General features: G+C 37.3%; 18 protein-coding genes and 2 tRNA genes. 8 read left to right on the forward strand and 12 right to left on the reverse strand.

Annotation, left to right across the window (positions count from 1 at the left end; all coding sequences use genetic code 11):
- Positions 1-17: 17 nt before the first annotated feature.
- The 4 genes from MWU56_RS11265 to MWU56_RS11280 all read left to right on the forward strand — a co-directional run bounded on the left by MWU56_RS11265 (position 18) and on the right by MWU56_RS11280 (position 1,677).
- Positions 18-977 carry a type IX secretion system membrane protein PorP/SprF gene (locus tag MWU56_RS11265; protein WP_247044577.1) on the forward strand — a complete coding sequence of 320 codons (960 nt, stop codon included), beginning with the start codon at positions 18-20 and terminating at the stop codon, positions 975-977.
- A gap of 44 nt (positions 978-1,021) precedes the next feature.
- Positions 1,022-1,378 carry a dihydroneopterin aldolase gene (gene folB, locus MWU56_RS11270; RefSeq protein WP_247044578.1) on the forward strand — a complete coding sequence of 119 codons (357 nt, stop codon included), beginning with the start codon at positions 1,022-1,024 and terminating at the stop codon, positions 1,376-1,378.
- A 60-nt stretch (positions 1,379-1,438) separates the two neighbouring features.
- Positions 1,439-1,510: transfer RNA gene (locus MWU56_RS11275), tRNA-Cys, on the forward strand.
- A 96-nt stretch (positions 1,511-1,606) separates the two neighbouring features.
- Positions 1,607-1,677 (forward strand) — tRNA-Cys (locus MWU56_RS11280).
- Positions 1,678-1,708: 31 nt separating this feature from the next.
- On the opposite strand, the gene MWU56_RS11285 is transcribed toward MWU56_RS11280, so the two are convergent.
- Genes MWU56_RS11285 through rnr form a run of 3 tightly spaced genes read right to left on the reverse strand, consistent with a single transcriptional unit; the run spans position 1,709 to position 5,285 of the window.
- A complete protein-coding gene (locus MWU56_RS11285) occupies positions 1,709-2,365 on the reverse strand; it encodes a LysE family translocator (protein ID WP_247044579.1) in 657 nt (218 codons plus the stop codon).
- Between the two features lie 3 nt (positions 2,366-2,368).
- Entirely contained in the window at positions 2,369-3,049 is a 681-nt protein-coding gene (locus tag MWU56_RS11290; RefSeq protein ID WP_247044580.1) for a head GIN domain-containing protein, read from the reverse strand.
- 52 nt (positions 3,050-3,101) lie between these two features.
- Entirely contained in the window at positions 3,102-5,285 is a 2,184-nt protein-coding gene (gene rnr, locus MWU56_RS11295; protein WP_247044581.1) for a ribonuclease R, read from the reverse strand.
- A 593-nt stretch (positions 5,286-5,878) separates the two neighbouring features.
- Here rnr and rpiB point away from each other — a divergent pair.
- Genes rpiB through MWU56_RS11310 form a run of 3 tightly spaced genes read left to right on the forward strand, consistent with a single transcriptional unit; the run spans position 5,879 to position 7,676 of the window.
- On the forward strand, positions 5,879-6,310 hold the full coding sequence (gene rpiB, locus MWU56_RS11300; protein ID WP_247044582.1) for a ribose 5-phosphate isomerase B: 432 nt from the start codon (positions 5,879-5,881) through the stop codon (positions 6,308-6,310).
- A 5-nt stretch (positions 6,311-6,315) separates the two neighbouring features.
- Complete coding sequence (locus MWU56_RS11305; protein ID WP_247044583.1) at positions 6,316-7,236, forward strand: cation diffusion facilitator family transporter; 921 nt, start codon at positions 6,316-6,318, stop codon at positions 7,234-7,236.
- Positions 7,236-7,676 (forward strand): GNAT family N-acetyltransferase, encoded by a 441-nt coding sequence (locus MWU56_RS11310; protein ID WP_247044584.1) that lies wholly within the window; start codon positions 7,236-7,238, stop codon positions 7,674-7,676. The genes MWU56_RS11305 and MWU56_RS11310 overlap by 1 nt, the downstream gene beginning before the upstream one ends.
- A gap of 10 nt (positions 7,677-7,686) precedes the next feature.
- Here the strand turns inward: MWU56_RS11310 and MWU56_RS11315 are convergent, their stop codons facing one another.
- The 8 genes from MWU56_RS11315 to MWU56_RS11350 form a co-directional block, all read right to left on the reverse strand.
- On the reverse strand, positions 7,687-8,295 hold the full coding sequence (locus tag MWU56_RS11315) for a hypothetical protein (RefSeq protein ID WP_247044585.1): 609 nt from the start codon (positions 8,293-8,295) through the stop codon (positions 7,687-7,689).
- A complete protein-coding gene (gene dcm / locus MWU56_RS11320; protein WP_247044586.1) occupies positions 8,273-9,520 on the reverse strand; it encodes a DNA (cytosine-5-)-methyltransferase in 1,248 nt (415 codons plus the stop codon). The genes MWU56_RS11315 and dcm overlap by 23 nt, the downstream gene beginning before the upstream one ends.
- A gap of 41 nt (positions 9,521-9,561) precedes the next feature.
- On the reverse strand, positions 9,562-10,518 hold the full coding sequence (locus tag MWU56_RS11325) for a hypothetical protein (RefSeq protein ID WP_247044587.1): 957 nt from the start codon (positions 10,516-10,518) through the stop codon (positions 9,562-9,564).
- A 113-nt stretch (positions 10,519-10,631) separates the two neighbouring features.
- Positions 10,632-12,257: a S41 family peptidase gene (locus MWU56_RS11330; protein WP_247044588.1), complete on the reverse strand. Its 1,626-nt coding sequence runs from the start codon at positions 12,255-12,257 to the stop codon at positions 10,632-10,634.
- The gene (gene rnpA, locus MWU56_RS11335) at positions 12,241-12,693 is read right to left on the reverse strand and encodes a ribonuclease P protein component (protein WP_247044589.1); all 453 of its coding nucleotides are present in this window, start codon (positions 12,691-12,693) and stop codon (positions 12,241-12,243) included. Before rnpA ends, MWU56_RS11330 begins: the two co-directional genes overlap by 17 nt.
- A gap of 111 nt (positions 12,694-12,804) precedes the next feature.
- Positions 12,805-14,658, reverse strand: a complete 1,854-nt coding sequence (locus MWU56_RS11340; protein WP_247044590.1) for a M1 family metallopeptidase — start codon at positions 14,656-14,658, stop codon at positions 12,805-12,807.
- Between the two features lie 3 nt (positions 14,659-14,661).
- Positions 14,662-16,311, reverse strand: a complete 1,650-nt coding sequence (locus MWU56_RS11345; protein WP_247044591.1) for a S8 family peptidase — start codon at positions 16,309-16,311, stop codon at positions 14,662-14,664.
- A gap of 25 nt (positions 16,312-16,336) precedes the next feature.
- On the reverse strand, positions 16,337-17,203 hold the full coding sequence (locus MWU56_RS11350; protein WP_247044592.1) for an MBL fold metallo-hydrolase: 867 nt from the start codon (positions 17,201-17,203) through the stop codon (positions 16,337-16,339).
- 218 nt (positions 17,204-17,421) lie between these two features.
- Between MWU56_RS11350 and MWU56_RS11355 the strand changes: the two genes are divergently transcribed.
- Positions 17,422-19,272, forward strand: a complete 1,851-nt coding sequence (locus MWU56_RS11355) for a cation:proton antiporter (protein ID WP_247044593.1) — start codon at positions 17,422-17,424, stop codon at positions 19,270-19,272.
- 198 nt (positions 19,273-19,470) lie between these two features.
- On the opposite strand, the gene lepA is transcribed toward MWU56_RS11355, so the two are convergent.
- Positions 19,471-21,267, reverse strand: coding sequence for a translation elongation factor 4 (gene lepA, locus MWU56_RS11360; protein ID WP_247044594.1), 1,797 nt, complete (start codon positions 21,265-21,267; stop codon positions 19,471-19,473).
- Between the last annotated feature and the right edge of the window lie 55 nt (positions 21,268-21,322).

Below are 21,322 nucleotides of genomic sequence, written 5' to 3' on the forward strand. Positions count from 1 at the left end.
TAACCTACTTTAACCCCATGATAAAAAAAGTATACTCAACTATCCTATTGATTTCCTTGGCACTTTGTGCCAGAGCACAAGAGTTGACCGTACCCCAATTATCCCAATACATAGCAGATAATCCATTTTTAATGTCGCCGACCTATGCCGGTATTGGTGATCATATAAAGGTTCGTTTAAACGGACTAACGCAATGGGTCGGGATTGAGGATGCCCCAGACACACAAACCTTGGCAGCAGATGCCAGAATTGGTAATAGATCGGGAGTAGGTATGCTACTTTATAATGATAGTAATGGTTATACAAGACAACGAGGTGCCAGGGTTTCTTTTGCCCATCATTTGACCTTAGATAGGTATGATGATGTTTTTCTGTCCTTTGGTCTATCATACAACTTTAATCAGTTTAGAATAGATGTAGAACAGTTCCAAGCAAATAATGGACAATTACCATCAGACGATAAGGCTACCACAAACCATAATTTCGATCTTGGAGTACTTTATCGATATGACAAATTTTATTTTAGCTTAAATGCTGGAAATGTTCTTAATAAGGATTTATCAAATTTCAACACGGATATTATTCGCATCGAACCAAATAAACTTCGAAACTATTACGTGTATTCAGGGTATAGTTTTTCCAAAAGTAAAAACAGTAAACTGGAAATAGAACCATCGGTGTTTTTTCAATGGTTTGAGAGTGATGGCCGTTCGGTGACAGATCTTAACACCAAATTCCGTTTCCGTGATTTTGAAGACTATTATTACCTTGGTTTAACCTATCGTTTTTTGAACGATCAATTGGGAGAACCTCTTTATATTGCACCAATAGCTGGATTCAAAAAAAGTAATTTCTATTTTGGATATTCTTATCAAGTAATTACAAACGAAATTTTAGGTTATAGCACAGGTACCCATGTACTCACTGTGGGCATGGATCTCTTCCAAGGAATAAGTAACTGTAGATGTATGTATTGATTTAACCATTTTGCGCTATTTTTACGCAATCTTAATTCAGGATTTTGGGGAAAATTAAGTTAAAGAACATAAAGATACATTCCAACCATGGATGTTTAAGGGAAGAAATGCTTATTGGTAGCGATTACAGGGTAGATCTTGAAGTGACCGCTGATCTTTCCAAACCTGCTATTTCCGATCAACTAAATGAAACTGTGGACTATGTCCATCTCAATAATATTATAAAAGAGGAAATGATGGTGCGTTCCAATCTTTTGGAACATGTAGCTAAACGCATTGTTGACCGTATATTTTTAGAAATAATAGAAGTAACCGAGGTAGAAGTTACAGTTTCTAAAATAAACCCTCCTATCGGGGGTGATGTGGAAAATGTTTCGGTAAAACTTAAAATTACTCGATAAACCACTTCTACCAAAGAACTAATTAATTTAATTCTTTTATATTTTTGTAATAATTCAAAAGGCATTGTGGTCGAATTGGATAGACAAAATCCCGCAAGGATTTTTATGGTGGTTCGAGTCCACCCGATGCCTCAAAGATTTTATAATAACAAAAATAATAGGCAATTATATTTAGATTATTTTAAAACTAAATATTAATAAAATATTTTTAGCTTTGCACTCCAAAACGGCATCGTGGCCGAGTGGCTAGGCAGAGCTCTGCAAAAGCTTGTACAGCGGTTCGAATCCGCTCGATGCCTCAAAACCCAGTACTATGTGCTGGGTTTTTTGTTAACTTATCTTTTCTATTTCTTCTTTTAAATCAAATTTTTCTTTTGGTAAAAATCCTTTGCTGATAAGTACAATACCACAAACAATCAATACAATTCCCAATCCTTTTTTAATTAGCACAATGCGATCTTGGGTCAAATATCGTTTTAACTGCTTGGCCAATAGTATTTTAATAAGGTCGGTACCAAAATAAACCAACAACACCGTACTAAAAAATACTAATATTCTATTGGGATTGTTATCAAGACTCGGACCTACTACTATTATTAGACCCAGCCAAAAGGCAAGAACGCCAATATTAATAAAATTAAGAAGAAATCCCTTAACCATTAAACCAAGGTAAGTTCCTTTGGTTGCCTTTATATTGGATTTTTTTTTAGGCTTTTTAGCAAAAAGAAATATACCGTACACCAAAAGAATCATACCACCAAAAACAAAGAGACCTGGTTCGTTGCTCAAGTTTTCAAGTAATTGATAACTACTAAAATAGGCAATGATTAAAAAAACAATATCAGCAATAATAACACCAATATCCAAACTTATTCCAGCCCTAAATCCTTTGGTTGCACTTGTTTCCAATAAGACAAAGAATACAGGACCGATCATAAAGCTCAGTAAAAAACCCAATGGGATTGCAGCTTGGATATCTTCAATCATGTTTTAGTGCATTCTTATAATTTTTCCACCAAATAGTGTATGCTCATCCATTTTTGTTGGGTCTCCATACACCAATACTTCACCTCCTGCCTTTACATTGGCCTTTACATAGTCTGAGGCATAAATTTCTGCATTACCACCTGCATTTACGTTTATTGTCGTAAATTTTGTTTTAAACGTTTTTCCATTATACTTACCCCCGGTATTTATAATTATATCTTGAGTATTGGAGAATCCGCCGGTATATATTTCACCACCGGAAACAGCTTTAATCAATAGTTGCTCTACTTCGCAATTGATTTCCAATTCTCCACCTTCCTGTGCTTTAAGTTCTAAAATTCCTTGCACGTAGGTATCATCCGAAGAAATTCTTGCATCTTCATTAACATCAATTACCAGCAATTCTTCAGTATGATATAAATCCACGTAGGTTCTATATCCACTAAAGATTTTAATTATTTCCATCCTAATTTTTAATACCCCATCATTATTTACAATAGCTACATTGGTGGTATTTGCTCCGGTAATTACAGCTTTGTTTTCATTGGATTTGATAAGGTTTATGGAAATACCATCAAATCCTTTCACTTCCGTAAATTTTTGTAGGCTTTGTGTTACTGTTTCATCCTGGGCTTCAACACATTGTAGCGATAGGAAAAAAATAACAGTCGCAATAACTTTCATGTTATAAAAATTTGGTTATCAATAAAATAACAAATTTTATTCCAAAATAGTATCATGTGTTCTTACCAATCAACGCAAAGTCCAAATGTCTTTTGACCAAATCGGTACTTTTCACCATCACATAAACTTCGTCACCTAATTGGTACATTCGTTTGGTTCGCTCCCCTATAATGGCATATTGGCGATCATCGAACACATAATAATCATCCTTTATATCTCGGATACGAACCATTCCCTCACATTTATTTTCTATAATTTCCACATAAATTCCCCACTCTGTTACACCGGAAATCACACCCAAAAATTCTTGGTCCTTATGATCTTCCATAAATTTAATCTGCATATATTTTATAGAATCCCGTTCCGCATTGGCTGCTAATAACTCCATATTGGACGAATGTTTACACTTTTCTTCGTAAAATTCAGCTTTTGGTGTTTTTTGTTTATCAAGATAATGTTGTAACAATCGGTGAACCATTACATCCGGATAGCGTCGAATAGGTGATGTAAAGTGCGTATAATAGTCAAATCCCAATCCGTAATGGCCAATGTTCTCTGTAGTGTAAATGGCTTTGCTCATACTACGAATAGCCAAGGTATCCACAAGGTTCTGTTCTTTTTTACCTTTAACATCCTCCAATAACTTATTCAGTGATTGATTAATGCTCTTACTATCCTTTAAGTTAAGACTGTGTCCGAATTTGGAAACAACACTGTTCAGGGCTATTAATTTATCTTCATCGGGCTTATCGTGAATACGATATACAAATGTTTTCTTCTGTTTACCTATAAACTCTGCCACTTTTCTATTGGCCAACAACATAAACTCCTCAATAAGTTTATTGGCATCCTTGGTTTCCTTAAAGTAAACACCAATAGGTTCATTGTCTTCTGATAAATTAAATTTTACCTCTATTTTATCAAACGAAATAGCCCCTGCATCCATGCGCGCTTGTCGCATGATTTTTGCCAATCTATCAAAAGTTAGAACCGCGTCTACAACTTCTTCTGAAACCGAATAGGCATTGCCCCTAATAGAAATTTCCTTAGAAATTTTATTTTCTTCAGTTTCAATAATATGTTGCGCCTCTTCGTAGGCGAACCGCTCGTTGGAGTTAATGACCGTTCTTCCAAACCATTGATTTACCAGTCGAGCATTATCGTCCATTTCAAAAATGGCAGAAAATGTATATTTTTCTTCATTGGGACGTAGAGAACATGCTTTATTGGACAATACCTCTGGCAACATAGGAACTACTCTATCCACCAAGTACACGGAAGTTGCTCTGTTATAGGCTTCTTCTTCCAGAATGGTATCAGGTAACACGTAATGGGACACATCGGCAATATGAATCCCTATTTCATAATTACCATTTTCTAATTTTTGATAGGAAAGAGCATCATCAAAATCCTTGGCATCTTTTGGATCAATAGTAAAGGTAAGAACATCACGCATATCCCTACGCTTTGCAATTTCTTCTTCTTTTATACTGGTATCCAATGTTTTGGCAAACTCTTCCACTTCATACGGGAACTCATATGGAAGACCATACTCCGCTAAAATTGAGTGGATTTCTGTATGATGTTCACCAGGTCTACCTAATACTTCTACAATTTCTCCGTAGGGTGAATCTGCATCATCGGGCCAATCCCCTAAGTTTACCAATACTTTGTCTCCATCGTTTGCTTTATTTAGTTTTTCGGGTGGCACAAAAATATCAGTGTACATTCTAGAATCGGTAGGTCTAACAAAGGCAAAACTTTTTTGTTTGTCCACAACACCTACATAAGATGTTTTCTTTCTTTCTAGAACTTTGGAAATCTCACCTTCCATTTTTTTGCTCTTACGACGGGGTTTTATAAATACCTCAACCGTATCACCATGGAAGGCTCCGTTCAAATTATTGTTTTGTACAAAAATATCGTCTTCCAACTCATCCACAACAATATAAGCATTCCCACTTGTGGTAAGATCTACACGTCCTGTAAAATAGGTGTGCAATGATGGTATTTTTTGATATTTCCCCCTTTCTGGCTCAACTATACGTTCACTGGCCTTTAACTGCCCTAAACGATTGATTAATAGGTTCCTATCTTGTGTATCAGTTATACCTAATTTAGAAGCTATCTGCTTGTAATTAAATGCTTTAGAAGGTTCGTTTTCCAATACGGTGAAAATGCCCTTCGTAATTTCATTCTTTCGCTGACTACCAGCTCTTTTTTTTTTCTTTGACATTAACGTCCTTATTTTTTTGAAAAATACAAATTATAATCCTTGGCTAATAAGGAAAGGATGAGTAATCACAACAAAAAGACTTTTATCAACAATTATCAATATTATATTTTTTCTTCTTTTTTAAATTTAATTAAAATGATGATTATGATTGATCGTTGAAATGTAGAATAACATTTTAGGATAATAATTGCTTTGAACATAGAAAACAATTTGTTCACAATTTATCATGTTACAATAAATATAATAATCAGGATGTTATAAATTTTATGCACGGTCTTTAATAACCGTTGTCAACATAAAATTATTGAAAAGTAAATGTATTTTTAATGTTAACTACTACCAAAAATCGTTTCATATAGGTTGATTAATTTTTGATGGAATATCTACCCATGGTTAACTAATTATTAGTAATGATCTATTTTCTTGAAAAACAAAATTTGGTTACCATTAGTTTTGGGTAATTAATCAACAAAATTCCCTAATTGTTAATTGGTTGTTTTTTAATTAGATGTAAAAAGTAGCCTGGTTTTTATAAACAGTATCAAATTAAAAGATATTGTACCTTTGTTTAGCATCCATTTTAATAGAAAATCATGAAAATTGCAATAGGAAACGACCACGCTGGAACCGATTATAAATTAGCTATTATAGGTTTATTAAAATCTAAGGGAATTGAAGTTATAAATTATGGTACCGATAGTACCGATAGTGTGGATTACCCTGATTTTACACATCCTGTGGCTACCGATGTAGAAGAAGGAAAGGTAGATTATGGTATTGTTATTTGTGGGAGTGGCAATGGAGCTTCAATGACCATAAACAAACACCAGAACGTTAGAGGGGCACTTTGTTGGAACAAAGAAATTACCAAATTGGCCAGAGAACATAACAATGCCAATATTTTAAGTCTACCAGCTCGTTTTATTTCACTTCCGCAGGCATTGGAAATGGTTGAAACCTTTTTAAATACTCAATTTGAGGGAGGTAGACACGAAAGAAGAATTGAAAAAATACCATGTAGATAATATTTATGGGCAATCACCACCATAATCATGGACATTCGCATGCTCATGGCGATTTAATGGGTAGAAACCTATTAATATCCATTGTTCTAAATATAGGTATTACTCTGGCACAGATTATAGGTGGTTTTATTTCTGGAAGTTTGGCGTTGTTGTCCGATGCTCTTCACAACTTTAGTGATGTACTCTCTTTGATAATAAGTTATGGAGCTAGAAGGTTAGGTAAAAAAAAAGCATCGAAGCTAAAAACTTTTGGTTATAAACGTGCCGAAATTTTAGCAGCATTTATAAATGCTGCTACCCTTGTTGTTGTTGCTATTATTTTAATGAAAGAAGCTGTAGAACGGCTAATGAATCCTCAACAGATAGAATCCAACCTTGTAATTTGGATGGCTTTGATTGCCATAGCAGGTAATGGTTTTAGTGTCTTATTATTAAAAAAGGATTCCGACCACAACATGAACATGAAATCCGCCTATTTACATTTGCTTACGGATATGATGGCCTCCGTGGCAGTATTGATAGGTGGTATTTTAATGAAGTATTTTCAAATTTTTTGGGTAGATGCAGTATTGACCATGATTATAGGTGTATATCTTATTTATATGGGGTACGACCTATTGAAAGAATCGACCAAAGTATTGATGCTTTTTACTCCAAAATCCGTGGTTATACAAGATATTGTCGAATCTATTTGTACCATAGATCCCGTAAAAAATGTGCACCATGTTCATATTTGGCAATTAAATGAAGAAGAAGTGCACATGGAAGCACATATCGATTTTAAAAAGGATATCCGACTTTCGGAGTTTGATGAAATATTGGAAAAAATTGAGGAACATGTCTACCATAAGCATGGAATCAATCATGTGAATATCCAACCTGAGTTCGACAAATGTGATTCTAAAAACGTAATAGTCCAAGATTGATGCAAGTATCCGTAAAAACCTTTGATCAGCTCACTACTAAAGAACTCTATCAAATTTTACGCCTCCGCAGCGAGGTTTTTGTAGTGGAACAGGACTGTGTGTACCAAGATTTGGACAACAAGGACCAAAAAGCGCTCCATGTCATAGGAGTTAAAAATGATGATATTGTTGCCTACACTCGAATTTTTAAACCAGGGGATTATTTTGAAAATGTAAGTATCGGTAGGGTAGTGGTAAGCTCGGACCAACGAAAATATGGTTTAGGCAAACATATTATGCAATCCTCTTTGGATACAATCGATGCAAGATTTCCCAACAAGCCTATCGAGATTTCGGCACAAACCTATTTACTAAAATTTTATACGGAATTGGGTTTTAACGCCATTGGAGAAGAATATTTGGAAGATGGGATTCCACATAAGAGAATGTTGAAAAACTAAATTTTTTATATTAAACTAACCTTTTAGCCACACCAATTTTTATTAAATAGTCCAATTTAAGAATGAGGTTTATAGGTTGTTCTGCTTTGTTATTTCTTGAGAAGAACAGATATCCTTCGGTTTTAGGGTTGAGTTCATCCAGTATCAATTTACCGTGTCTATCTTTATTTTTGGAAATAAACCTTTTCAAATGTTCTTGATTAAGTCTCAAACTATGTAAACAGGAAATTAATTTTTCTCTGTTTACCATCGTGATATTACAGGATGTAAAAACATCCTCTTCATCCGAATAAATACTGGTGACCAAGGCGTAAAAATGTGTTTTTTTCGAAGAATCGAACAACCATCCCTGTTTTTGAACGCCATTTTTCTGATAATATAACTCAAAAGCAAACGTGGGCAAGCTTTCGTTTATATAATCCAACTGGGCTTTTTCATCCACAAAAAACTGCTTTTCCGAACGATTGTCCTTTAGGATAAGATCAATGCCCAGCAATTGACGTTTTAAGTCGAAAACACGCTCAAAACTATAAAGCTTCAAGTGTTTTTGATAATAAGAATCCAGTAAGGGGGTTAGTTTTTTTTCTTTGGATAGATCAGCTTTGAACTTGCTTTTCAATTTCGGTTATTTTCCGGAACAGGGAAGCACCAACTTTTTCCACAATCCCGACCACTAGTGCGTTGCCCATAAAAAAGGCACGTTTGGCATCAGAAATGCCATCCAATTTGGTGTGATTGTCCGGAAACATGTTCAACCGTTCCAATTCAATAGGTAAAAGTCTTCGCAGTCCCTTTGGGGTTTGGACCACGTGCTTAAACCGGGATGGGGATTTACCGCCCTCGCCGGTTATTATAGTTCTGGAAGGTTGATCAAGGGCGTCTGGGAAAACCATACTGCCCTCGCTGTAATTGTATTCAAAACCAGCTTTGGTCTTGCGTATTTCTTTTTTGGAGCCTTTTAAATATTCCCATTTGGGCAAATCGGCTTCGTCTATATAATATTCCGGAGCAATGTCGTCCTTTTCTAAAATATCGGATAGTACTGTTCGTTTTTCATCGAAAGAAGGTGTGGTTTTTAATGTGGTCACTTTACCTTCAATACAGACACCAGCATTTAAAAAAGGGGAAAGGCTTTTTTTATTATTAAAGGTATTGGATAAAGCAACCAAATCTTTGTCTAGCTCAAAAGAAACTAAATTTTGAGCAGTTTGTTCAAGTGGAAATGAATCACAGAAAGTGCCATCGTGCAAAATCCAATCAGCGGGAGGTGTATTTTTTAGTTTTGAGTGGATCGCACTACCTTTTAAATATGCCAGAAAAAAAACGCGCCTCCGGCGTTGGGGCATTCCGTATTCTGCCGCATTGATTACGCGCCACTCCACTGCATATCCCAAATCTGATAAACTTCGGAGCATTACCGCAAAATCCCGTCCACGTTGTGTAGAGGGCGATTTTAAAAGACGATCTACATTCTCTAAAAAAAGATATTTTGGTTTGTTCTTTTTTTCGGAAAGAATCCGATGGATGGACCACCAAAGCACTCCTTTTTTGCCAATAAGTCCTTTGGAATTTTTTAGAGATGTGGCCACGGAATAATCTTGACATGGAAAACCGCCCACGAGAATATCATGGTCAGGAATTTCTATTGTTTCCACAGTTTCTATATTGGTGTTCGAATGATTTTCGGCACCAAAACGAGCCTCGTAAACCAAGGATGCATGTTGCATTTTGGTAGAAGGCTCCCATTGGTTGCTCCACACTACTTTATAGTGTTCTGTGTTTTCCAATCCTAATCGAAAACCTCCAACCCCGGCAAAAAGTTCACAGACTTTTAGTTGTTGCATGCTCAAAAATAGGGTTTATTCCTTCTTTTTTAATTATAAATTCAAGTACCGAAAACGGTTTGGTAAAAAGAAAAGAGAAAAACCGCGGAAAAAATAAAGAACAACACCATAAACAGTATATTAAGAATGTTGTTAAACCCCATAGACTCCAGGTTTTCGGTAATTCGGGAAACCGAAGGGTTATTGGGAAGATACATAACCTCCAAATGATCGGTATCCTGAGGAGATTGATTGTTTTCCATGATTTTAGTATCATTTCCTTCTACTATTTGTCCATTATGGGTCTTAAATGTATAATGGAATTGTATCAAAGGATTACCCTTTATAAAAGTTCCGGTTTTCCGATACCCAGAAACAATTGCTGTAGCGCCAGTTCCATAATACAAAGAATTCCAATTTTGAGTCATGGCTTTACCATTCGATAAAACACCAATTTTTTGTAAAAGCAGGTAGAACAAAACACTTACAGGAATAAGTACAATACCTATTTGCCATGTATTGGATGATTTAAAAATAAGCTCATATCTGTTTGGTTCAGAAAATATCCTTTCCAATGCCTCGCTCATTAATACATAGCAGCCTGTAACATAAATGATGGTTTTTAAACTGCATATGATTACAAATACAAAAGAAAATCGGCACATCTGTTGCGAAAGAAACACTGGGTCTTTGGGTTTTCTGGCGATGTTAAGGCCAATAGGAATAGTTTTATCCGGTTCAAATCGATTTAATTGGGGCTTACTGTCCCAAACCCGTAATTTTCTATGAATATGATGCCCAGAAAAGTTTTCAAAAAGCAGCAATAGCTCCAACAAAGGTTTTTTGCTTTTTTTGAGGGTAGTCACAGAAATAATGGAAGCATCCTTTGTGGTAACGGAGCCATTATTTTGGTTTTTCAGAACACAAAAGGATTTAGAAAAACAATTGTACATTAAATTGTAAAGCCAGAACAAAAGAATAAACCCGACCAAAATCAAGGTAAGTACTGTATAGGTCATGAACAATTTTTTTCTTTAAGGTAGGGCTATAAACCCGACTCTATTTGAAAAAATTGACGGCTACATGATATGAATTGATGGATAACCCATATGGGTTGTTTTGAAGGATACGATTATTTTAAAATACTGGAATATTTGTTGCTATTGGAAAGCAGTTCCTTGGCGGTAAGAATGGCATCATCATGTGTAAGGTAATATTTATAAAGACCATTCCTGTAAAAATAACGGGTTATGATTTCGTCTTCCAGGTTTTTATTTATTTCACTTTTATAGCTGTCCAAAGCGGTTATTTTGCCCTTGCTTACAGCCAGTAAAAGATCTTTATATTTTCCTTGAACCTCTGAACCCAATAATGTGTCATCTGTATTGATGGATTCCTCTAAAAGCTTTTCTGTTTTTGTTTGAAAAGTAAAATTCTGTTCTTTTACATAGGATTTGAAAGCAGAGTAATCGCTATCTGAAAATATAAAATCATCAACAGAGCTGAAACTGTGGTCGTAGAAATAATCTGTTGCAAAATCAAAAATTATATTGTTTGTTTCTAAAGCATCAATAAGCGAATTTGTTCTTAAAGATTCTATGGTTACATCCGGCATAACTCCTCCACCATCCCAAACTTTTCGGCCATTTTTTGTTGTGTATTCATTGAATTTGGTGTTGCGAACCGCGTTTCCTTCAGCATCTCTATTCCAATAGTCCAATGATTGTATACATCGTCCAGAGGGGGTGTAGTATCTGGAAATAGTAACCTTTAATTGCGTTCCGTAGGTGAGCTTTAAAGGGCGTTGCACCAAACCTTTACCAAAACTTCTTGCCCCAACAATTACAGCGCGGTCCAAATCCTGCAATCCACCGGAAACTATTTCACTGGCCGATGCGCTTTTTCCATCTATAAGCACTACCAGCGGGATTTCTTCATCTTCGGCTTTATTTTTTGTCCTATATTCTTGGTTAAACTTTTTTACTTTGGATTTTGTGGTTACGATCAATTCCCCTTTGGGCACAAAAAGGTTTGTTACATTAATGGCCTCCGACAATAATCCTCCAGGATTCCCCCTTAGGTCCAAAACCAATCTTTCGGCGCCCCGACCCTTAAGGTCTTGCATTGCCGATTTGGTCTGGCTTGAAGCTTTCTTATTGAAACGGGACAAGACTATGTATCCTGTTTTAGAATCGATCATATCATAAAAAGGAACCGCATCCACCTCTACACCTTCACGGGTAATGGTGGCGGTTTTAGTTTCTCCCTGTCGTAAAAAAGTAACAGTCACTTTGGAGTTGTTTGCACCTTTAAGCAACTCTCCAGCATTGTCATCAAAATCGGCAACCAAGGTTTCCCCGATTTTGATAATTTCATCTCCGGCCTTTAATCCTGCTTTATCAGCTGCATAATCTTGATAAGTTTCTACAACCATCAATTTGTTTTCATAAGAACGTACTAGCGCTCCTATGCCCGAATACTCCCCGGCATTGTTAATTTTGTAGGATTCAACGTCCTGTTCATTCAAAAATTGGGTGTATGGATCCAGTTCGCCCAACATATTTTTTATGGCCGAATCCATCAATTCTGCTGGATTGGTTTCGTCCACGTAATTCATATTGAGCTCTTTAAATAGCGTGGTAAATATCTCTATCTGTTTGGCAATCTCAAAAAAGTCGCTTTTAAAACTGCTGGCACCGACCAAAAAGGCAACTGCCAAAACGGGAATCAAAACCTTCTTTTTAATCAATCTTTTCATGGAATTCTTTGTTTATAAATGCCCTTAACAGTTTTTTCATGGCAAAATCTACTTCACTAAAACTGGGTGTCTTCTTGCCAAGGTATAAAAATATGAACGCAAAATTTCCCTCAATGTTGTTAAAAATAGGAGCTTTGTTACGTCTGTACGCTTCTCGCAAAAGACGCTTTATTTTATTGCGCTGTACTGCGGTTTTAAACTTTTTTTTTGGAGCAACCACAGCAACTTTTATAGGCACTTCTTCTTTAAAAGCGGTGTTGAGGTAAATAAGTTTTAAGGGAAATTCGCGTAAATTTTTGCCTTCCGTAAAAAGTGCCTCAAATTGTTTTTTATTGGTAAGTTTTTCTTTTTTAGAAAAGGAAAAATCTACAATGCAACTTTCATTGGAACCAGAGGGTGTTTCAGTTTTATTTAAATCCGTATTTTCTTCTAACATAATCGGGGCAGCTCCTTTAAAGGGGTAAATTACTTAAATAAATTTTACCATCAATTAAAAAAGGGCGGCACAACGGGCCACCCTTAAATATTTATGTTTTAAAAGAACAATTTATTCTTCTACTTGATATATATTGTTTTCACCCTCTACATCGGCCATTAACTGAGACGGATCTATCATGATAGCCTGGACATTATCCAGTGACATGTCCAAAGTAAACTCATATGTAGGGTACGCCCAAGGCCAATCTTCCAAAACAGTTCGTTTTAAGTTGGGATAAGGATTGTCTTTTTCACCGTACATCATACGTAATGGAACGTAATATGTTTCTTGTGTGCCATCTTTTCCCACTACCAAGATATCTAAAGGCATTGGCATTTCCCCAATGCGCTCCATGGTCACTTTGGTTTTGTTGCCATCTGCTTCAACACTTTTAATACCGTAATCTATGGCATTGGTGGTCTGTGTCCAATCCGTTAAGTACCAGTTAAGTTCCATCCCAGACACTTTCTCTGCCGTTCTTTTGATATCGTTGGGCACAGGATGCTTGAATTTAAAATCATTAAAATACTTTTTGATGGTTTCCATGAGCTTGTCTTGACCAATAACATAACCAAGCTGTGAAAGAAATATGGCGCCTTTGCTGTAGGCGGAAATACCATAGGCAAAATTGGTTGTGTATCTGTCGGCATGTGTGGATTGTGGCATCTCCAAACCAGAATTTACCAAGGCATAGTAACCTCGGTAAGACCCCTCAAAAGGGTTTTGTTTGTTCTGTTCCATAATTTGGTTCATACAGAGGCTACTGATAAATGAAGTAAATCCTTCATCCATCCATTCGTGTTTGGATTCGTTGGTTGCGAGTACATGCTGAAACCACGAGTGAGCAAGTTCATGGACCATTACCCCAACGAGGCTTCCAAATTCGCGCTCACCGGTGATCAATGTACTCATGGCATATTCCATTCCACCATCACCTCCTTGAATAACAGAATATTGGTCGTACGGATATTCACCAATATTGTTATTAAAGAACGTCATTGCAGCAGCTGTTTTTGGCTGAAGGTTTTTCCAGTTTTCATTGAATTCTGGATTGTCTTTGTAAAAGAAATGAAGTGTTGGGCCATTCTCCATTTCGTATATATCGTGAATATATTCAGGGTCTGCAGCCCACATAAAGTCGTGTACGTTGGGCGCCTTAAAGTGCCATGTAAGTGTTTTCCCCTTAGTTTTTATTTTGGTTCCAGTAGCTTCATAACCATGTCCAATTTCTTGGGGGTTTTGTAGGTAACCCGTTCCTCCGACCGTGTAATCTTTGTCTAAAGTGATTTTTACATCAAAATCACCCCATACACCATGAAATTCACGGGCAATATATGGGTTAGGGTGCCATCCTTCAAAATCATATTCTGAAAGTTTTGGGTACCATTGGCTCATAGAGAGGGCAACGTCTTCGCTGCTGTTTCTCCCGGCACGTCTTATCTGTAGTGGAACTTGACCCTCGAAGGTCATTTCCAAAGTGGATTTTCCTCCTGCTGGAATAGGTTTGGCCAAATCTACCACTAGAATTGTCCCCTCCTCGAAAAAAGAAACAGGCTGATTATCTTGGGTAAGGGATTTTGCGTGCAAATATCCAATTTCACTTTCCGTAAGGGAGGCAATCCTGCTCTTTCCGTCCTCCATCATTCTTTTGTCCGGATCTTTAATGTTTTGGAGTCTAATATCCATTTCACTACCGGGCTGAAATGCATTGTAGTACAAATGATAATAAACACGCGTTAATTCATCTGGAGAATTGTTGGTGTAGACTAATTTTTGGGTGCCGGTGTACTGGTATGTTTTCACATCCATTTGTACGTCCATGGTATAATCCACATGTTGTTGCCAACTACTTGAACTTTGTGCGCTCAAATAAAAAGCGGCCCCGAAAAAAACTGTAAAAAAAAGGGATTGTAAATGTCTCATATATTACTTTGAATTGCTTTCTAAGGTCATTTTACCGTTTGAGATGTTGTTTGCCAAAATTAAGGCATTATATGCATTGACCATTTTACCTGATTTTGAGATTTTATCGAAAGTCGTGGCTTTGGTCTCGTCCCCAGCTACAATAATAGATGTTTTTGTTCTGAGACCGGACTGCATGATGATGGTTTTTACTTGTGATGCGGTTAATTCTGGGTTAAAGGAACGAATTAATGCGGCGACACCGGCCACTGCAGGAGCGGCCATGGAAGTTCCTCCTTGAAACGTGTATTCATTATTGGGCATGGTTGAATATATTTCGGCTCCCGGAGCAAAAACATCTACACTTTGATTGCCATAATTGGAGAAAGAGGCTACCATGTCAGAGCCATAACTGCTGGAAAGGGCACCTACAGTAATCATGTTATCAACAAACTCTGTGCCTCCAAATTGGTGGTCATTCGGATAATTTTTGTTTTCTTCAAGCTCTAAATCCTCTCCATCGTTTCCAGCGGCATGCACGATCAGAACATCTTTACTAGCGGCATATTTTATCGCGTCGTACACCCATTCGGCCTTTGGTGAAAAAGATTTTCCAAAACTACAGTTGATAATGGTAGCTCCATTATCAACGGCATATCGAATACCCAAAGCAATATCCTTGTCGTACTCGTCACCATTTGGAACTGCTCTAATACTCATAATTTTTACATTATTGGCAACACCATTCACTCCAATACCATTGTTTCTTTTTGCAGCGATTATTCCTGCAACGTGGGTTCCGTGGCTTTCAGAATCCACTTGGTTTTGTGGATTACCGTTACCATAAGGAACATCGGTAATATCGTAAGGGTCGTCACCCACCGCAGTACGTCCATCAAAGTCTTTGTTAAGGTTATAGTTTGCCTGTTCGGAAAAGTATTTGATTCCTTCTTCAAGTTCTTCCATGACCTCTGTAATACTATCGCCATAAGTAAACATTTGCGTTAACACAGCAACACTTTGCTCCATTTGTTCGGTTTTTGGCTCAATGGAGAGTAAGTCATCTTTAGTATATGTTTCTTTTCCTAAGTCGTCCTTAACCAATTGATCAGCCCCTTTTACAACTTGATAGATTTGCTCATACTGTTGTTTATTCTGAACGGCTTCTGGGTATTCTTTGTCCAACAAAAGTCTGGCTTCTGCTCTTTCCGATGCGTTTCCAATGTTCAAGCGGAGCATTCTAACATATTCCAGTTGCTCATTATAAGAATCTCCTAAAAAATTATAACCATGCACATCGTCTACATATCCGTTACCATCATCATCTTTGCCGTTGTTTGGAATTTCATCAGTATTGGTCCAGAGAACACCCTTTAAATCCTCGTGCTCTAAATCCATTCCTGAATCCAAAACAGCAACCACAACCGTATTACCTTTATTGTTTTTAATGATTTCGTTATAAGCCCTATTTACGCTCATACCCGGAATGGTGTCTGCCAGAAGGTCTAGGTGTCCCCAGTTTTTCTTTTCTGTATCTGTAAGCTCCGAGACTTTTAAGGGTACAGTGTCAATGTTCTCAACAGGTGTTGAAACCAAAGAGGTGGACCCACAACCCATTAAAAATAAGGCAGCGGCGATTGATAGGAACGATAGTTTGTTAAATGTGCAGTTCATAAATTTTTTTGTAAAAAGTATAGGATTATTGTGCTTTGAACAGTTCGTCATAGGTAAACAGTTGGTTTAAACGTGCTCCTTTCTCAGTTTGCTTCAAAGAACAGATTTGGTTGTGGGCATCATGCTCAAACAATAAAAGCCAATCATTTTCTACGGCTTGGTTTAAGAAAGATGCTTTTTCTTTTAGGGTTAATAAAGGACGGGTATCATATCCCATAACATATGGTAAGGGTATATGGCCTACCGTTGGAATTAGATCGGCCACAAAAACCAAACTTTTTCCCTTGTAGGATATATGCGGCAACATTTGTTTATCGGTATGGCCATCCACAAAATGGATACCAAAACCAAGTTCAGAATTTTCTATAAACGAACCGTTGTTACGGTCTATAAATTGTAATTGCCCACTTTCTTGCATGGGTGTAAGGTTTTCTTTTAAAAAGGAAGCTTTTTCTCGAGCATTTGGTCGTGTCGCCCATTCCCAATGATCTTTATTGGTCCAAAAACGTGCATTTTTAAAAGCGGGCTCGTATCCGGTTCGGTCTTTGTTCCACTGTATGCTACCTCCACAATGATCAAAATGCAAATGGGTCAAGAATACATCGGTTACATCATCACGGTGAAAACCAATACTCTCTAAAGAAGCGTCCAAGGTATGGTCACCCCACAGGTAATAGTAACTAAAAAATTTTTCAGATTGTTTGTTCCCAAGACCATTATCAATTAAAATAAGTCTGTTGCCATCCTCGATCAATAGGCAGCGAGCGGCCAAATCAATCATATTGTTTGCGTCGGCAGGATTGGTTCTGTTCCAGATAGATTTTGGGACGACGCCGAACATGGCGCCGCCATCCAACTTAAAATTTCCTGTTTCTATGGGATAAATTGTCATTTGGAAAATAAAATGACCTGCAAAATAACAAAAGCGCTGTCCAAATGGCGAAAAAACAAGGATATATTGGCCGTATTTTAACAAAAAAAAGGACTGTGTTTTTAAGAATGCTGTTTTTTGACAAAATAAACATGACGGATAAGCAAAAATCAATATGTGTTCCTGCGGATAAATGATTTTCTAAAAGAAAAACTGTAAATTTCCGCAAAACTAAGACTATGGTCGAACTTGCGGGAATTATAATTCTTGGCATTATTGCACAATGGGTGGCTTGGCGATTTAAATTACCTGCGATCTTACCTCTTATTTTGATAGGGTTGTTGGTGGGTCCTATAGCCACGCTCTACACAGTAGATGGATCAAAATTAATAGAACCCATCTGGAATGGTCAAAAAGGGCTGTTCCCTGGAGATGGACTTTATTATTTTGTGTCTCTTGCAATAAGTGTGATACTTTTTGAAGGTGGTTTAACCTTAAAAAGAGCTGAGATTTCCAATGTTGGCCCGGTTATAAGTAAATTGATAACCGTTGGCACAGTGGTTACCTTTTTTGGCGCAGGAATTGCTGCACATTATATTTTTGGCCTTTCATGGCAAATTTCCTTTTTGTTTTCAGGGTTGATCATAGTTACTGGCCCTACTGTAATCACACCAATTTTAAGAAATATTCCACTTAAAAAGGATGTGTCTGCTGTATTAAAGTGGGAAGGAATATTAATTGACCCCATCGGCGCTCTTGTTGCCGTATTGGTGTTTGAATTTATTAGTGTTGGGGAAGGGCAGGCATTTACCCAAACAGCATTGATTGAATTTGGTAAAATTATTTTGTTCGGTACAACCTTCGGGTTTACGTTTGCCCATGCGCTAGCATTTGCAATAAAAAAGGATTTTATTCCCCACTATTTGTTGAACGTGGTTTCCTTGTCCACAGTGCTTTTGGTTTATGTAGAATCAGATCTGTTTGCCCATGAATCAGGATTGTTGGCCGTGGTAGTTATGGGAATGGTTCTTGGCAACATGAACCTCCCGAACATAAAGGAATTGCTTTATTTTAAGGAATCTCTTAGTGTATTATTGATTTCCATTCTTTTTATTCTGTTGGCCGCCAATATAAATATTAGTGATTTGGAACTGATATACACATGGAATACGGTGGCCCTTTTTGCAATAATTGTTTTTATAATAAGGCCCTTGGGGGTGTTTTTAAGTTCTCAAGGCTCAAATTTAAAATTAAACGAGAAAATATTTATAGGGTGGGTAGGACCGCGCGGTATCGTGGCTGCAGGTATTGCATCACTTTTTGGCTCTAAATTGATGTCAAGGGGAGAACCTGGAGCAGAATACATTACCCCATTGGTTTTTATGATAGTGCTGGGTACCGTTTTATTGAACGCTACCACGGCACGTTTATTTGCAAAACTTGTTGGTGTTTTCTTGAAAAATTCTGAAGGCATTTTGATTATCGGCGCTTCTAAACTATCCAGGCTTATCGGAAACTATCTAAGGAAAAATAACCGGCACGTTGTGTTGATAGACAACAATCAAACCAATGTTGAAAAAGCTAAAAAACTAGGCCTTGAAGCTATTACCGCCAATATCTTCTCCGATAGTTTGGTTGATAATATTGAGCTTAACGATATGGGATATTTAATGGCATTGACGGGGAATTCGGAGATCAACAGGTTTGCGATAAATAAATTCCGAAAGCAATTTGGTGAAAACGGTGCATTTAGACTAGTAAACACCGATGAGGTAAATGACCCAAAAAACAACCCAAAAGAAGGACTTTTCTCCCACACAGATGATTTTATCCAATTGATGGACACGGTTCGCAAACACCCAACCATTCATGAGATAGACCTTAAAAACAAAGAACATTACGACAGTTTAATAGACATTACCAAAAAACAGAGAGAGATTGTTCCGTTGTTCACCAAATCTCCTGACGGCAACATTGAAATTATTCCTGCCAATAGCAAGGACTTTACGCCAAAGGGTGAAGGCAATAAATTGGTTTACTTGGGCAAATTATTGGAATTGGAGGCGGAACCTAATGCTGAGGAAGAATGATAACAATTTAAATAGGGGCAGCTATTAATTGAATTGAAAAAAAAGGTTAATCATAAGACGCTTGTGAGTTGCCATCCAAAAATTGCCAATCCGGAACCCCAATGGTAAAACAGTTTAAGCGAGGGATTGCGGCTATGGTATGCGGTTGGTGAGCGTCAGAAAGCCCATCAACAATAAGCAAGAGAACAATTATTTCTTTTAATCATTCAATTTAAGCACGGCCATAAAAGCTTGCTGTGGTATTTCCACATTGCCTACTTGGCGCATACGCTTTTTACCTTTTTTCTGCTTTTCCAATAATTTACGTTTACGGGAAATATCACCACCATAACATTTGGCGGTAACATCTTTTCGCAAAGCCTTTATAGTTTCTCTTGAAATAATTTTGGAACCTATAGCAGCTTGTATCGGAATATCGAACTGTTGTCTAGGAATCAATTCTTTTAATTTCTCACACATTTTTTTACCAATGTGGTACGCATTATCAAAATGAACTAGCGCAGAAAGAGCATCAACTGGTTGAGCGTTCAACAAAATATCCACACGAACCAGTTTTGATGTTTGCATTCCAATAGGAGAATAATCAAAAGATGCGTACCCTTTGGAAACAGTTTTTAAACGATCGTAAAAATCAAAAACGATTTCTGCCAAAGGCATATCAAAAATGAGTTCAACGCGTTCGGTGGTCAAGTATGTTTGATTAACAATCTGCCCACGCTTTTCTATACAGAGTGACATTACATTGCCAACAAAATCAGATTTTGTAATGATGGTCGCTTTAATATAAGGTTCTTCCACCCTGTCAATTGTGGAGGGGTCGGGCAAATCCGTGGGATTGTTTACAATAATGGGCTCCAAATCTCCCTTGGTGGTGTATGCGTGGTAGCTTACGTTGGGCACCGTGGTGATTACCGTCATATCGAACTCGCGCTCCAAACGTTCTTGGATAATCTCCATATGCAACATTCCCAAAAACCCACATCTAAAACCAAAGCCCAGAGCAGCGCTACTTTCGGGAGTAAAAACCAAAGAAGCATCGTTCAATTGCAACTTTTCCATGGAAGAGCGTAGGTCTTCAAAATCTTCTGTATCTACGGGATAAATTCCAGCAAACACCATGGGTTTTACATCCTCAAAACCAGCAATTGGGTTTTGGGTCGGGTTTGCGGAATCGGTAATAGTATCACCTACTTTTACTTCACGAGCATCTTTTATACCCGTGATCAAATAACCCACATCTCCTGTAGAAATTTTGTTTTTTGGGACTTGGGTAAGTTTTAAAGTTCCAATTTCATCGGCATTATAAGATTTTCCAGTAGCCACAAACTTTATCTTCTGCCCTTTTGTAATTTCTCCGTTTACGACCCTAAAATAGGTTTCTACCCCTCTAAATGGATTATACACGGAATCAAAGACAAGAGCTTGCAATGGCTCATCCATATTTCCTTTTGGTGCAGGTACGCGGTCAATAATAGCTGTTAGAATCTCTTGTATCCCCAACCCAGTTTTTGCACTGGCGGGTATAACTTCCTCAGGAGCACAACCCAACAAGTCCACAATATCGTCCGTCACTTCTTCAGGATTAGCGCTCGGAAGGTCTACTTTGTTGAGCACAGGAATAATTTCCAAATCGTTCTCTAGAGCAAGGTATAGGTTTGAAATGGTCTGCGCCTGAATACTCTGGGCAGCATCCACAACCAAAAGCGCACCTTCGCAAGCCGCTATAGATCTGGACACTTCGTATGAAAAATCAACGTGTCCGGGAGTATCGATAAGGTTGAGCACAAATTTTTCTCCGTTGTGAACATAGTCCATTTGAATGGCATGACTTTTAATGGTAATTCCACGTTCACGTTCTAGGTCCATATTGTCCAACAACTGGTCTTGTTTCTCGCGTTCGGTAACCGAGCCGGTAAAATCCAATAAGCGATCTGCCAAAGTACTTTTACCATGGTCTATATGTGCAATGATGCAAAAATTTCTGATCTTCTCCATATCAACTGTAACATACCCTAAAAAAGGGATATAACCAACTGCAAATATAATTGTT

Origin of the sequence: Allomuricauda sp. F6463D, assembly GCF_023015965.1 — a bacterium.
In the GTDB taxonomy this organism is placed as follows: domain Bacteria; phylum Bacteroidota; class Bacteroidia; order Flavobacteriales; family Flavobacteriaceae; genus Flagellimonas.